This window comes from Streptomyces sp. NPDC050636 (assembly GCF_040654775.1).
Taxonomy (GTDB): domain Bacteria; phylum Actinomycetota; class Actinomycetes; order Streptomycetales; family Streptomycetaceae; genus Streptomyces.
The window spans coordinates 111,024-124,214 of sequence record NZ_JBFAIP010000016.1 but is presented as its reverse complement, the minus strand read 5'-3'; the positions used below and the strand labels follow the sequence as shown (position 1 = coordinate 124,214).

The following is a 13,191-nucleotide window of genomic DNA, read 5'->3' as shown; positions in this document are numbered from 1 at the left end:
GGCTTCCTGAAGAAGGGAACCCGTTCGGCAGGGGTACAGCGACAGTACTCCGGCACCGCTGGGCGGACGGAGAACTGCCAGGTCGGCGTCTTCCTCGCCTACGCAACCTCATCCGGCCGGACACTGATCGACCGCCGGCTGTATCTGCCCACCTCCTGGACCGATGACCGCGAACGCTGTCGCCGGGCCGGTATCGACGACGAGGTCGGCTTTAAGACGAAGGTCGTCATGGCCAAGGCGATGGTCCGCCGTGCGATCGCCGACAAGATCCCGTTCCGGTGGGTGACCGCTGATGCCGCCTACGGCTTCAGCAAGGGCTGGCGGTATGAACTGGAGCAAGCCGATGTCTTCCACGTCATGGCCACCACCCGCCATGACACCGTCGTCACCCGCTGGGCCCTCGACCACCCCGTCCACGACCTGTTCACCGGCCTGCCCAGACAGAAGTGGAAACGCCGCTCCTGCGGACGCGGCGCCCACGGACCGCGGGTGTTCGACTGGGCGCGTGTCGAAGTCCGTCCCTGGCACCGCGAGGACCGCCGACACTGGGTTGTCGCCCGCCGCAGTGTCAGCCGGCCCGAGGAGATCTCCTACTACATCGCCTACTGCCCGGCCGGCACCACCCTGGACGAGTTGATCCATATCGCCGGCAGCCGATGGGCCATCGAAGAATGCTTCCAGACGGCGAAGCAGGAGTGCGGCCTGGACGACTACCAAGTCCGCCGCTACCCGGGCTGGCACCGCCACATCACCCTGGCCATGGCCGCACACGCCTGCCTGACCGTCCTACGGGCCCGGGAACTCGATGCCGACAAAGCAGAAACGGATCCTCCCAGATCATCCACCTCAGCCTCGCCGAGATCAGACGCCTGATCACCCGCCTCACCCACCGCCAACCCGCACCCGTCGACCACATCCTGCACTGGTCACAGTGGCGCCGAAAGCGACAACACCAGGCCCGCATCAGCCACTACACACGACGCGGACACAGTCCATAGAACTACCCAGCCATCAGCACAAACACCGTTGCAGTACTAGGACTTGTCCGGCCGATCATGTGACTACTTCGCGTCGAGGTCGTTGATGTGGACATGGGGCGGGGTGATTTGACCGATGCTGAGTGGGAACGGCTGCGGCCGTTCCTGCCGGTCAGCAACCGGCGTTGTGGGCGGTGGCGGGATCACCGACAGGTGATCGACGGGATTCTGCACCGGGTGCGAACCGGTGTGCAGTGGCGTGACCTGCCAGAACGGTTCGGCCCATGGAAGACCGTCTATGAGCGCCATCGCCTGTGGTCCGCCGACGGTACTTGGGAGCGACTGCTCCAGCAGGTCCAGGCCGCAGCCGATGCGGCGGGTGAGATCGACTGGGACATCTTGGTGGACTCCACCATTGTCCGCGCGCATCAGCATGCGGCCGGCGCCCGCACCGATCCGCCGCCGGCCCCCGCGTCAAAGGGGGCCGAACTGGCGGAACACCAGGACGAAACGCCGTGGCAGAGCCTGGTCGCGCGCCTGGTGGAGGTGGTGCTTCAGGTGAGGGCCTGGGCCGCTCACGGGGCGGGTTCACCAGCAAGCTCCACCTGAGCGCGGACGGCCTCTGCCGCCCGCTGCCCCTGATCGTCACCGCAGGCCAGCGGGCTGACTGCACCCAGTTCAAGCCCGTCCTGGAGAAGATCCGCGTGCCGCGGATCGGGCCAGGAAGGCCCCGCAAGAAGCCGGACAGTCTCGCGGCCGACAAGGCTTACAGCAACGGACCGTGCCGCGAGTACCTGCGGCGCCGTGGTATCCGGCACACGATCCCGGAGAAGACCGACAGCCAGGCCGCCCGCCTACGCAAAGGCACACGGGGCGGACGGCCACCCGGCTTCGACGAGGACCGCTACAAGCAACGCAACACAGTCGAGCGGACGATCAACCGCTTGAAACAGTCCCGGGCCGTCGCCACGCGCTACGACAAGCGCGGCTACGTCTACCTCGGCACCGCGACAGCGGCAGCCCTCACCATCTGGCTACGAACTTGATCGGCCGAACAAGTCCTAGGCGGCGGCGAGGGCGATCTCCGTCGACTTGATCAGGGCGGTGACCGCGGAACCGGCGGCCAGGCCCAGGTCCGCGACCGCGTCCTTGGTGATGGCCGCGGTCAGCTCGCCGCCGTCGACGCTGACCTTGACGCCGGCCATCGCGCCACCGGTGGCGACGTCGGTCACCGTGCCCGGGAGCTGGTTACGGATGCTCAGCCCGTCGACTGCGCCGGTGGCGAGGGACACCTCGGTGGACTTGATCAGTGTCCGTACCGCGGAACCCGTCGTGAGGCCCAGCTCCTCGGCCGACTCCCGCGTGATGGCGGCGGTGATCTCCTGGCCGCCCTCCAACCGGACCTTGACGGTCGCCATGACTTCGCCGGGCGTGACGGCGGTGACGGTGCCGGGGATCTGGTTGCGGATGCTCAGGCTCATGGGAACGCCTCACCTGCGGAATGGAATGTCGGGATTTTTCCCGTCATATATGCGCCACTTTAGTCGGGTGGCGGTGCGCGGATTCCCATTGACATACGGGACGAGTACCGGCCCGGTCGACCCTTTGGTACTTCCTCTAATGCCCCTGGCGTCTGCCATATAGATTCGCCTTATGAATTGCAAATGCGAGACGATCCCGCCTATCTTGTCGCGCATGCAGTCCTACACGATCGGCCAGGCAGCGCGTCTGCTGGGCGTCAGCCCCGACACCGCCCGCCGCTGGGCGGACGCCGGCCGGGTCGCGACCCACCGCGACGACAGTGGCCGGCGACTGATCGACGGTCGTGATCTGGCCGCTTTCTCGATCGAGGTCGCGAACAGCGGCGGTGACGAAGACGCCTCGTACACCTCCGCACGCAACGCCTTCCCGGGCATCGTCACCGCCGTGAAGCTCGGCGATGTGGCGGCTCAGGTCGAGATCCAGGCCGGCCCGCACCGCCTGGTGTCGCTGCTGACCCGGGAAGCGGTCGAGGAACTGGGCCTGGAAGTCGGCATGCAGGCCACCGCCCGCGTGAAATCCACCAGCGTGCACATCGACCGCACCTGAGACCGCCGCAGAGACCGCATCTGAGGGTTACACCGGAAGACCGCACCTGAAGACCGCATCCGAAACACCGCATCCGGAACACCGCGGAATCACCTCCCCCCACGCAGCAGCGTCGCCGTCCCCGGCGCGGCTTTTTCCCCATCCGCTCGGGTGGCATCCGTCGCCCCGCGTTCGAAGGAGTCCCGCCCATGTCCCTTGTCTTCACCCGTCGCCGCGCCGCCGCCGCGATCGTGACCGCCGCCCTCCTCGTCCCGCTCGCCGCCTGCGGCGGCAAGGATGACAAGAAGGACAGCGGTGCGCAGAAGTCCGGCGACACCCCCAAGGCGCAACTCACCGTGCTGGCCGCCTCGTCGCTGACCGATGTCTTCGCCAAGGCCGGTGCCGCGTACGAGAAGGAACACCCGGGCACCAAGGTGAAGTTCTCCTTCGCCGGGTCGCAGGAACTGGCCGCGCAGGTCAAGGCGGGCGTCCCCGCCGACGCCCTGGTCACCGCCGACACCAAGACCATGGACGGGCTGACGGCGGACGCCGGCACGCCGACCGTCATCGCCAAGAACCGCCTCGTCATCGCGACCGGCGAAGGCAACCCCAAGAAGATCCACAGCCTCAAGGACCTGGCCGACAGCAAGCTGAAGGTCGTCCTCGCCGCCCCCGAGGTGCCCGTCGGCCGCTACAGCAAGCAGGTCCTGGACGTCCAGGACCTCGACGTCAAGCCGGTCTCGCAGGAGCCCAACGTCCGCGCCGTGCTCAGCAAGGTCGAGCTGGGCGAGGCCGACGCCGGACTCGTCTACAAGACGGACGCCGCCACCGCGCCGGACAAGGCCGATGCCGTCGACATCCCCGACGCGCAGAACGCCGTCGCCTCCTACCCGGCGGCGACCCTGAAGACATCCAAGAACGCCGAGGCCGCGGCCGCGTTCGTGAAGTGGCTGAGCACGCCGGAGGCACAGCAGATCCTGCGCAAGGCGGGCTTCCAGAGGCCGTAGCCACCCTCGCGTGCCGCACGGGTCTGTCCGGCTCGGGGGAGTGGACAGCCCCGTGCGGCCCCACCGTACGCAGGCACTCCCGTACGCACGCAGGCCCGGCCCGCCCGATCCCAGGACCCCGATGAGACGACGACTCCGCTCCCTTGTCCGGACTCCGGCGGGAGCGACCCATACGCCCGGCACCCGCACGCCCGCCGCCCTGGCCGTGCCCGCGCTCGTCGCGATCGCGTTCCTGCTGATGCCGCTGATCGGCATCCTGGCCCGCACCAACTGGAGCGACCTCGACACCCACCTGAGCAGCCCCGGCGTCATCGAAGCGCTCAACCTCTCGCTGCTCGTCTCCTTTTGGGCGCTGGGACTCTCGCTGCTCCTCGGCGTACCACTGGCCTGGCTGCTGGCCAGGGTCAGCTTCCCCGGCAAGGCGCTGGTCCGCTCGCTCGTCCTGCTGCCGATGGTGCTGCCGCCGACCGTCGGCGGTGTCGCGCTGCTCCTCGGATTCGGCCGACGCGGACTGCTCGGCCCCTGCCTGGAGGACACCTTCGGCCTCACACTGCCGTTCCACACCTCGGGCGCGGTCGTCGCGGCCACCTTCGTCGCGATGCCGTTCCTCGTCATCAGCCTGGAAGGCGCCCTCGCCGGACTCCGCCCCAGATACGAGGAGACCGCGGCCTCCCTGGGCGCCTCGCCCGTACGTGTCTTCTGCACCGTCACCCTCCCCATGGTCGCCCCCGGCCTCATCGCCGGTGCCGCGCTGACCTGGGCCCGCGCGCTCGGCGAGTTCGGCGCCACCATCACCTTCGCCGGCAACCTGCCCGGCACCACCCAGACCCTGCCGCTCCAGGTCTATCTGCTGCTCCAGGACTCCCCGGAAGCCGCCACGTCCGTGTCCCTGCTGCTGCTCGCCATCGCCATGGCCGTGCTGGTGGCCCTGCGCGGCCGCTGGACGGGTGGCACCACCGGGCGCACGGCCCGCTCCGCACGCCCGGCCGACGACAAGGACCTGCCGGCGCCACCCGCGGTGGAGCCGCATGACGCCGACGAGCAGCCCCTCGCCCCGCAGGAGCGCTGGCCGCTGCACGCCGAGGTCACCGGCTTCAACCAGCTGACCCTCGACGCCGATCCGGGTACCACCATCGCCGTCGTCGGCCCCAACGGCGCCGGCAAGACCACCCTGCTGCGTGCCCTCCTCGGCCTCACCCCGCGCGCCCGCGCCACCCTGCGTCTCGGCGGCACCGACGTCACCGACCGGCCCCCGCACCGCCGCGGCGTCGCCTGGGTCCCGCAAGACGGCGCGCTCTTCCCGCACCTGTCCGCGCTGACCAACACCGCGTACGGGCTGCGCGCGCACGGTGTCCGGCGCGCCGACGCCCGCCGCGCGGCGCAACAGTGGCTCGACCGGCTCGGCGTCGGCCATCTCGCGCACCGCAAACCCGCCCAGCTCTCCGGCGGCCAGGCCCAACGCGTCGCGCTGGCAAGGGCGTTGGCGGCCCGCCCGCGCCTGCTCCTGCTCGACGAGCCGCTCGCCGCCCTCGACCAGACCACCCGCGCCCACGTCCGCCACACCCTGCGCCGCCACCTCTCCGGCTTCGGCGGCGTCTGCCTGATCGTCACCCACGACCCGGTCGAAGCGGTCTCGCTCGCCGACCGGGTGCTGGTGCTCGACGAGGGCCGCACCCTGCAGGACGCGCCGCCCGCCGATGTCACCCGCCATCCCCGTTCACCCTGGGTCGCGCGGATGCTCGGCCGCAACGCCTGGCCGGGCACCGCCCGCGGCGACGGCCTCGCGCTCACCGGCGGCGGTCATCTCGTCGTCGCCGACGGTCTCCCCGACGGCACCCAGGCGCTGGCGATCATCGCCCCCGAGGCCGTGTCCGTTCACGTCGGCAAGCCCGCGGGCAGCCCCCGCAACGTCTGGCGCGGAACCGTCCGGGAAATCACCTCCGCCGGCAGCCGGCTGCGCGTCCTCATCACGTCGTACGAGGCCCCCGACCTGGTCGCCGAGATCACCCCGCAGGCCGCCCTCGAACTCGGCCTGGCCGACGGCGTGCCCGTCTGGACCAGCGTCAAGGCCACCGAGGTCTCGCTCGTGACGCTCTGAGGGTCAGCGGTGTTCGGCGGCCGCCGGCTCCAGCACGAACACCGGAATCCGACGCGACGTCTTCTGCTGGTAGTCGTCGTAATCGGGGTACGCCTCGACCGCGCGCCCCCACCACAGGGCCTTCTCCTCGCCCGTCACCTCACGGGCCGTCATGTCCTGGCGCACCGGGCCGTCCTGGAGCTCCACCCGGGGATCGGCCACGACATTGTGGTACCAGACCGGGTGCTTGGGCGCGCCGCCCAGGGAAGCCACCACGGCGTACGTCCCGTCGTGCTCCACCCTCATCAGCGGGCTCTTGCGGATCTTTCCGCTCTTCGCTCCCCGGGTGGTGAGGACGACGACGGGCATCCCCCGCATCGTCGTGCCTTCCGTGCCTCCGGAGCTTTCGTACAGCTCGACCTGATCGCGTACCCACTGCGCCGGGCTCGGCTCGTACTCACCCTGAAGAGGCATGCTGCCCATCCCATCGTCGAAGTCTCGCGTCCCGTCGATCGCGGTACGCGCCAACTCCGTCGCCCACGACCGTCCTGACCATCGCTCAACGATCGCAGCGGACGCAATCTTCCCGGATCCACGCCGTGTCGGGAAACTGGACTTGTCCGCCCTGGGCCCATCGGTCCGGGTGCCTTTGCCGCATGCTGCCATGTCCTCACGATGCCTCCTCCATCCCGGCCCCTCCAGGCCTCGCCCATCCCTGCTCTACTCAAGCAACGATTACGGAGAGTAATTGGTTCCCTTCGTGCAGTCGACCGCAGTCGCATCGCCCTCCGGCACCGACCACATCCTCGAACACGGCGCCATCGGCACCGGTGACCTGGTCTTCTTCGTCGTCGCCGCAGCCGCGCCGCTGACCGTGACGGCCGGCGTGGCGCCGGTGTCGATCGGCATGGCTGGTCAGGCGGCGCCCCTCGGCTATCTGGTCTCCGGCCTGCTGCTCATCGTCTTCGCCGCGGGCTTCACCGCGATGAGCCGCTACGTCCGCAACGCCGGCGCGTTCTACGCGTACATCGGCCGCGGGCTCGGCCGCACCACCGGCGTCGGCGCGGCCTATGTGGCGCTCCTTGCCTACAACGCCATCGAGGTCGGTCTGCTGGCCGCCTTCGGCTGGTTCACCGAGTCCGGGTTCCAGGACCTGACCGGGGCCCGTGTCCCGTGGTGGGCCTGGGCGCTGGCGGGGCTGGCCGCCATCGGCGTCCTCGGCTGTCTCAAGGTCACCCTCAGCGCGAAGGTGCTCGGCGTCGCGCTCGCGCTCGAAGTGCTGATCCTGCTGGTCCTCGCGGGCGGAGTGGCCGCGCACGGCGGCGGGCCCGGAGGCCCCCAGTTCGGCGCGCTGTCCCCGGAGCACCTCGGCAACGCGGGCGTGGGTGGCATGTTCGTGCTCGCCGTCGGCGCGTTCATCGGCTTCGAGGCGACCGCGATCTACGCCGAGGAGGCGCGCCGGCCGGAGCGTTCGGTACCCCGCGCGACCTATGTCGCCGTCGGATTCCTCGCGCTCTTCTACACCTTCACGGTATGGATGATCCTCAACGCCTACGGGGCGGACCGGGCGCAGACGGTCGCGAACGGCCCCGGCGGCACCGACATGGTCTTCACGGCCACCCAGCGGTTCGTCGGAGCCTGGGCCGCCGACGCGATGCATGTCCTGCTCATCACCAGCGCGTTCGCCGCCACTCTCGCCTTCCACAATGGCGCCACCCGCTACTTCTATGCCCTCGGCCGCGAGGGCCTGCTGCCCCGCCGCCTCGGCACGGTCACAGCGCGGCACCGGTCCCCGGCCGCCGCGGTCATTCTCCAGTCGGCGCTCGCCCTGGCCGTTGTGCTCGGCACGGTGACCGCCGGTCAGGACCCGTACTCCGTGACCTTCCTCTGGACCAACGGCACCGGCATCCTGGGCGTCATGCTCCTGCAGGCGCTCGCTGCCCTCGCCGTGTACGGCTTCTTCCGCGGCGACCGCCGGGGGCTGTCCGGCTGGCGCGTGGTGGTCGCGCCCCTGCTGTCCTGCGCCGGGCTCGTCGTACTGATCGTGCTGATCTGCCGGAACTTCGCGCTGCTCACGGGAGCGTCGACGGCCGTCAATGTCGCGCTGCTGGCCCCGCTGCCGCTCGCCTTCGGCACCGGCCTGGTGATCGCGCGACACATCCGCCAACGGGACCCGCGGAAATACGCCCAGCTCACCACGGTGGACGCGGAGCGTGGCTGACACCGGCATCAATGGGGAACACACGGCGCCCATGTAAACGAACAAGTCCTATGTCCCTCCTGGCAGGGGACATAGGACTCATCCGTCAAGCGGGCAGGCCGTCCGTCAGGACACCAGCTCCGCCGACCGGCTGCTACGCCGGTGCTGCTCGGCCCAGTTCGTCAGCGCGGAAGTGCAGGCGTGGTCGAGATGCCGCAGACCGCTGATGTCGAGTTCGATATCCCGGTCGGCCGGCAGCGCCTCCAACTGGTCGAGGATCTTCGGCAGCCGCAGGAACGTGGCGTTGCCGACGGCGCGTACCTGCACCGGCTCCTCCTCGTCGTCCGGGGTGTGGACTTCGAGGTGGACATGGGAGGTTTCCCAGGCGGTCTTCGCGACGGCCACCAGGAGACCGATGAGGACGCCCTCGAACATGCTGATCGTAAAGATGGCGACGGCGGTGACCATCAGGACGACGGCCTCGCCGCGGTGCTCGCGCCACAGGGGACGCAGATCGCGCAGCGGGATGAGCTTCCAGCCCGAGTAGACCAGGATGCCGGCCAGCGCGGCGATCGGCACCACGCCCAGCGCGGCCGGGAACGCGGCCGCGAACAGCAGGATCCAGGCACCGTGCAGCACACGGGAGAGCTTGGTCTTCGCGCCCGCCTGCACGTTGGCGGCGCTGCGGACGATGACCGCGGTCATCGGCAGGGCTCCGAGGACTCCGCAGACGGTGTTGCCGGCGCCCTGTGCCATCAGCTCCTTGTCGTAGTCGGTGCGCGCCCCGTCATGCAGCCGGTCGACCGCGGCGGCGCTGAACAGGGATTCCGCGGAGGCGATCAGCGCGAAGGCGAGGACCGTGCCGATGACGCCGATGTCGGCCAGCCGGCCGATGTCGGCCAGGCCGGGCGGTTGGATCGCTTCGAGCAGGCCGTTGACCTTGACGCGTGCGACGGGCAGGTCCAGCGCCCACACCGCGGTGGTCGCGAGCGCCACGGCGACCAGCGGCGCGGGCAGCACCCGTGCACCGCTCTTCCAGCGGGGCCACAGGATCAGGATGGCGATGGTGGCGGCACCGATGGCGAACGCGGACAGCGCGCGCTCGGAGCCGATCGTGTCGGCGACCAGGCCCGGCAGGGAACCGATGTTGGCGAGTCCGCTGCCGGGCGCCTTGGTGTCCGTGAGGGCGTAGAGCTGTCCGGCGATCAGCACCAGGCCGATGCCGGCCAGCATGCCCTGGACGACGGCGACCGAAATCGCTCGGAACCAGCGCCCCAACTTCAGGGCGCCCATGGCCAGTTGCAGTAGACCGGCCGCCAGCACCAGCGCACCGAGCGTGCCGATGCCGTATTCCTTGACCGCCTCGAAGACGAGCACGGTCAGACCGGCGGCCGGGCCGCTGACCTGAAGGCTGCTGCCCGGGAGCAGACCGGTGAGCAGTCCGCCGACGATGCCGGTGACGAGACCCAGCTCGGCCGGCACCCCCGAGGCGACCGCCACGCCGACACACAGCGGGACGGCAACGAGAAAGACAACGATGGAGGCGGTGAAGTCCGCCCGGAATGACGTGAGTCGATTCATGATGTGCGCCCCGGCCTTACAGAGGGAGGAACAGGTCGGAGTCAGGCTGATGCGCTGCCACCAGGCCGGTGTGCACCTCGTAGAACCAGCCGTGCAGATTCACTTCGCCGGCGTCCAGCCGTTCTTGGACACAGGGGTAGCGGCGCAGCCGCTCCAGCTGTTCGCGCACATGCTGCTGGACCGCGGCGGAGACCGCCGGCTCCTCGTCCTTCGGCAGTCCGTCGGACAGCTGCTGGGCGAGCCAGTCGCGTACGGCGGGGACGCCGGTCAGATCCTCGCCGCGGATCTTCGCGCCGACCGCACCGCAGTGCGAGTGACCGCACACGACTATGTCGGCGACGCGCAGGACGCGCATCGCGTATTCGATGGTGGCGGCTTCCGAGCTGGCCGCCATGCCTTCCTGGTACTCGGGTACAGCGTTACCGGCCGTCCGCAGCTCGAACAGTTCACCGGGCTGCGCGCCGGTGATCAGGGACGGGATTACCCGGGAGTCGGAGCAGGTGATGAACAGCGCAAGGGGCGACTGTCCGGCGGCGAGCCGGCCGTACGTCTCCCTTTCCTCGTGCCGGTCAGCGATTCGGGCCGTCAGGCCCCGGGCATGCTGGATGAAGGTCTCCATGCGGAGGTCTCCTCCTGATAAGTGGTGCCATCTCTGGGATGGCGGGAACGTGCGATGTGCGGGGGGTGCTGGCAGGACACCCACGGCCGCGCTCAGCAGCGGAAGACGCAGTGCAGTACGGGGAGTTGGAGCGGTCTTGATGCGGCCGCGGCGGATCTGCGGGCCGAGGGGGGAGCCGAGGACGGCTCGATATCGCCCCGGTCCGCGTACAGCAGTCGGCCGATGGACTGCGGTGCGCCGAGCGCGGTTCGCGCGGTGCAGCGCGGCTGTGCGCGCCTGCCTTCGCGCTTGTCGCTGCTCCTGCTGTGGTCCTCTTCGTCGGCGTCATAGGCCGCGCTGACGGACGGAGGACCGCCCGTGGTCTTGAGGGCGGCGGACTTCAGGGCGACGGCCGGAAGCGCATCGGGGGCCATCGCCGTACCGCCCAGCAGAAACGCCAGCAGCAGGGCGAGCACGGTCAGCGGGATGCGGCACAGGCGTGCGCCCGCTATGCCCTGCGTGCCGTTGTTCTTCCGCATCCTCGCCCCCCGACGTGACCTGATATGGGACGGCCGGCCCGGTCGTGCCCCATGGGGCCGGCTCGTCGCGGTGGACCACCCAGATTAGGCGGATCATCCACAAGACCAAAGTGAATCTTTGACAAGACTAAAGATGCTCCAACAGTGAAGCATCCAGGTTTCCGGCGTGATAACGGAAAATGACGCCAAGTTTTGGGATTTCCGGCCTGAACTGCGATTGCCTGTCAGCCGTCATGACGCGCACCCCTGCTCCTTGTGCCCGGCCCGCTCGGTCGCGTCGGCTAGGGCGGGCGTGGTGCGCGCGGGCCGGGCGGTCAGCGCGAGTACGGGCACGATGGCCAGCGCGAGGATCCCGCCGGCGAGCGCCAGTACCGGGTAGCCACCCAGCATCACGACCAGGCCCGACGACATCCCTCCGGCGGCACCGGAGATCGCGATGCCGACGTCCACCAGCCCCTGCGTCGAGGCGCGGCGGTCGGGCGGCAGCGCGTCGGTGACCATGGCGGTACCGCTGATCAGTCCGAAGTTCCAGCCGAGACCCAGCAGGACCAGCGCCGTGGCGAGGACGGGTATCGAGTGCGGCGGTGCCACGGCGGCGAGGATTCCGGCGGCGAGCAGGGTCAGCGCGGACGCGGCGGCGACCCACAGCCGGCCGACCCGGTCGACGAGCAGGCCGGTGAGCGGGGAGGGCAGGAACATCGCTCCGACGTGGAGGGCGATGACCAGCCCGGCCGCTTGTGTGGAGTGCCCGTGCGCGCTCATGTGCACCGGCGTCATCGTCATGATCGCGATCATGACGAGCTGGGTGAGGACCATGACCGTGGTGCCGGTGACCAGACCGCGGCGGTCCGGCCGGTCGGCCGCCTCTGCTGTGCCGCTGTCAGCGCCCGGTGCCGGCGCGTCCTCCGCCAGCGCGCGGGCCAGCCGCAGCGGATCGGGGCGCAGCAGGCAGGCCAGGACGATCGCGGCCGACCCGAAGGCGACGACGGCCAGCAGAAACGGCCCGGCGAGGCGGGGAATGCCCCACCCGTGCGCCAGTTCTCCTGTGACGGTCACCAAGTTGGGACCGACGACCGCGCCGAGTGTGGTGGCGAAGAGCACCGTGCTCACGGCGCGGCCGCGGCGCGCGGGCGAGGCCAGATCCGCTCCCGCATAGCGCGCCATCAGATTGGTCGAGGTACCGGCTCCGTAGACGAGCAGGGCCAGGAACAGCAACGGAACGTTTCCGATGGTGGTCGCCGCGACGACACCGAGGCTGCCGAGCGCCCCGACGCCATATCCGAGCGCGAGTCCGGGCCGTCGGCCCCAGCGCTGGCAGATACGGCCGATGGCGACGGCACCGAGGGCGGCCCCCGCGGTGAACAGGGCGCTGGGCACACCGGCCAGGCCGGTCGAGCCGAGCATCTCCTCGGCGAGCAGAGCGCCGACGGTGATCCCGGCTGCCAGACCCGCACCACTGAGGACCTGGGAAAACACCAGCACGGTGAGAGTCCGCCGCTGCGCGGGGACTTCACGCGGCGGAGGGGTGCCGTTCCGAGCCCTCATGATTCCTTTCCCAGCTCTGTCGGATGTGTGGATGCGGCGGGCGGTTTCCGGTGGTCACGCCGCCATCGGTTCGAGTGCCGCGATATCGGTGAGTGACAGGCCCATCTGCGCATGCAGAAAGCGGACGATCGTCCAGTGCGGCAGCGCATCCTCGTCGAATGGCCCGAACTCCTGGCAGTACAACGGGATCCAGCGCAGTGCCTCTTCGAGAGCCTGCTCCCGGCCCGGTTCCTGCTGGTAGTCCTCGTAGGCGATGCTGCGGTGCTCGATGAAGAACCTGCCCGGCAGCCGTTCCTCGCACAGCGTGCGGTATTCGCGGGTCTGCAGTATGAGGTAGTGCCAGATCTCGTCGATGTCCTGCTCGACCGGCAGGAAAAGGCCGCTGAGCCGGTCGCGGTGCCGGGAGACGAGATAGAGATAGCGCAGACACTCGGTGACCTGGCGCTCCACGAACTCCCGTGGTGCATCGGTCTTTTCGGCGAAGTGCTCCACCGCCTCGGAGTGCAGCGAATCGCCGAGCAGCGCCTTGAGGTCGTCGGTGGATATCCGCGGCTGACTGGTCATGCTTCTCCTGTCCGGGTGAAGGGTCCGGATGAATGG

General features: G+C 69.7%; 12 protein-coding genes and 1 pseudogene. 6 read left to right on the top strand and 7 right to left on the bottom strand.

The features are described from left to right. Positions 1–873: IS701 family transposase (locus AB0I10_RS16115; RefSeq protein ID WP_363153076.1), on the top strand; the 873-nt coding region annotated here is incomplete at its 5' end. Between the two features lie 218 nt (positions 874–1,091). Beyond that, a pseudogene (locus AB0I10_RS16110) lies at positions 1,092–2,023 on the top strand (IS5 family transposase). Positions 2,024–2,038: 15 nt separating this feature from the next. On the opposite strand, the gene AB0I10_RS16105 reads toward AB0I10_RS16110, so the two are convergent. Continuing rightward, positions 2,039–2,458 (bottom strand): TOBE domain-containing protein, encoded by a 420-nt coding sequence (locus AB0I10_RS16105; protein ID WP_363153075.1) that lies wholly within the window; start codon positions 2,456–2,458, stop codon positions 2,039–2,041. A gap of 214 nt (positions 2,459–2,672) precedes the next feature. On the opposite strand from AB0I10_RS16105, the gene AB0I10_RS16100 reads away from it, so the two are divergent. From AB0I10_RS16100 to AB0I10_RS16090, 3 genes are all read left to right on the top strand, one after another. Next, positions 2,673–3,065, top strand: a complete 393-nt coding sequence (locus tag AB0I10_RS16100) for a helix-turn-helix transcriptional regulator (RefSeq protein ID WP_363153074.1) — start codon at positions 2,673–2,675, stop codon at positions 3,063–3,065. 188 nt (positions 3,066–3,253) lie between these two features. After that, positions 3,254–4,051: a molybdate ABC transporter substrate-binding protein gene (gene modA, locus AB0I10_RS16095; protein WP_363153073.1), complete on the top strand. Its 798-nt coding sequence runs from the start codon at positions 3,254–3,256 to the stop codon at positions 4,049–4,051. Positions 4,052–4,172: 121 nt separating this feature from the next. After that, positions 4,173–6,149 (top strand): ABC transporter permease, encoded by a 1,977-nt coding sequence (locus AB0I10_RS16090; RefSeq protein ID WP_363153072.1) that lies wholly within the window; start codon positions 4,173–4,175, stop codon positions 6,147–6,149. 3 nt (positions 6,150–6,152) lie between these two features. Here AB0I10_RS16090 and AB0I10_RS16085 read toward each other — a convergent pair whose 3' ends face one another. Then, a complete protein-coding gene (locus AB0I10_RS16085) occupies positions 6,153–6,602 on the bottom strand; it encodes a nitroreductase family deazaflavin-dependent oxidoreductase (RefSeq protein WP_363153071.1) in 450 nt (149 codons plus the stop codon). Between the two features lie 286 nt (positions 6,603–6,888). Here AB0I10_RS16085 and AB0I10_RS16080 point away from each other — a divergent pair, with 286 nt between their 5' ends. Then, the gene (locus AB0I10_RS16080) at positions 6,889–8,349 is read left to right on the top strand and encodes an APC family permease (protein ID WP_363153070.1); all 1,461 of its coding nucleotides are present in this window, start codon (positions 6,889–6,891) and stop codon (positions 8,347–8,349) included. 105 nt (positions 8,350–8,454) lie between these two features. Here the strand turns inward: AB0I10_RS16080 and AB0I10_RS16075 are convergent, their stop codons facing one another. The 5 genes from AB0I10_RS16075 to AB0I10_RS16055 form a co-directional block, all read right to left on the bottom strand. Then, complete coding sequence (locus tag AB0I10_RS16075; RefSeq protein ID WP_363153069.1) at positions 8,455–9,909, bottom strand: SulP family inorganic anion transporter; 1,455 nt, start codon at positions 9,907–9,909, stop codon at positions 8,455–8,457. A 16-nt stretch (positions 9,910–9,925) separates the two neighbouring features. Next, positions 9,926–10,528: a carbonic anhydrase gene (locus AB0I10_RS16070; protein WP_363153068.1), complete on the bottom strand. Its 603-nt coding sequence runs from the start codon at positions 10,526–10,528 to the stop codon at positions 9,926–9,928. 92 nt (positions 10,529–10,620) lie between these two features. Next, entirely contained in the window at positions 10,621–11,046 is a 426-nt protein-coding gene (locus AB0I10_RS16065) for a hypothetical protein (RefSeq protein WP_363153067.1), read from the bottom strand. Positions 11,047–11,277: 231 nt separating this feature from the next. After that, a complete protein-coding gene (locus AB0I10_RS16060; RefSeq protein WP_363153066.1) occupies positions 11,278–12,591 on the bottom strand; it encodes an MFS transporter in 1,314 nt (437 codons plus the stop codon). Positions 12,592–12,645: 54 nt separating this feature from the next. Next, positions 12,646–13,155: a hypothetical protein gene (locus AB0I10_RS16055; RefSeq protein WP_363153065.1), complete on the bottom strand. Its 510-nt coding sequence runs from the start codon at positions 13,153–13,155 to the stop codon at positions 12,646–12,648. Positions 13,156–13,191: the final 36 nt, after the last annotated feature.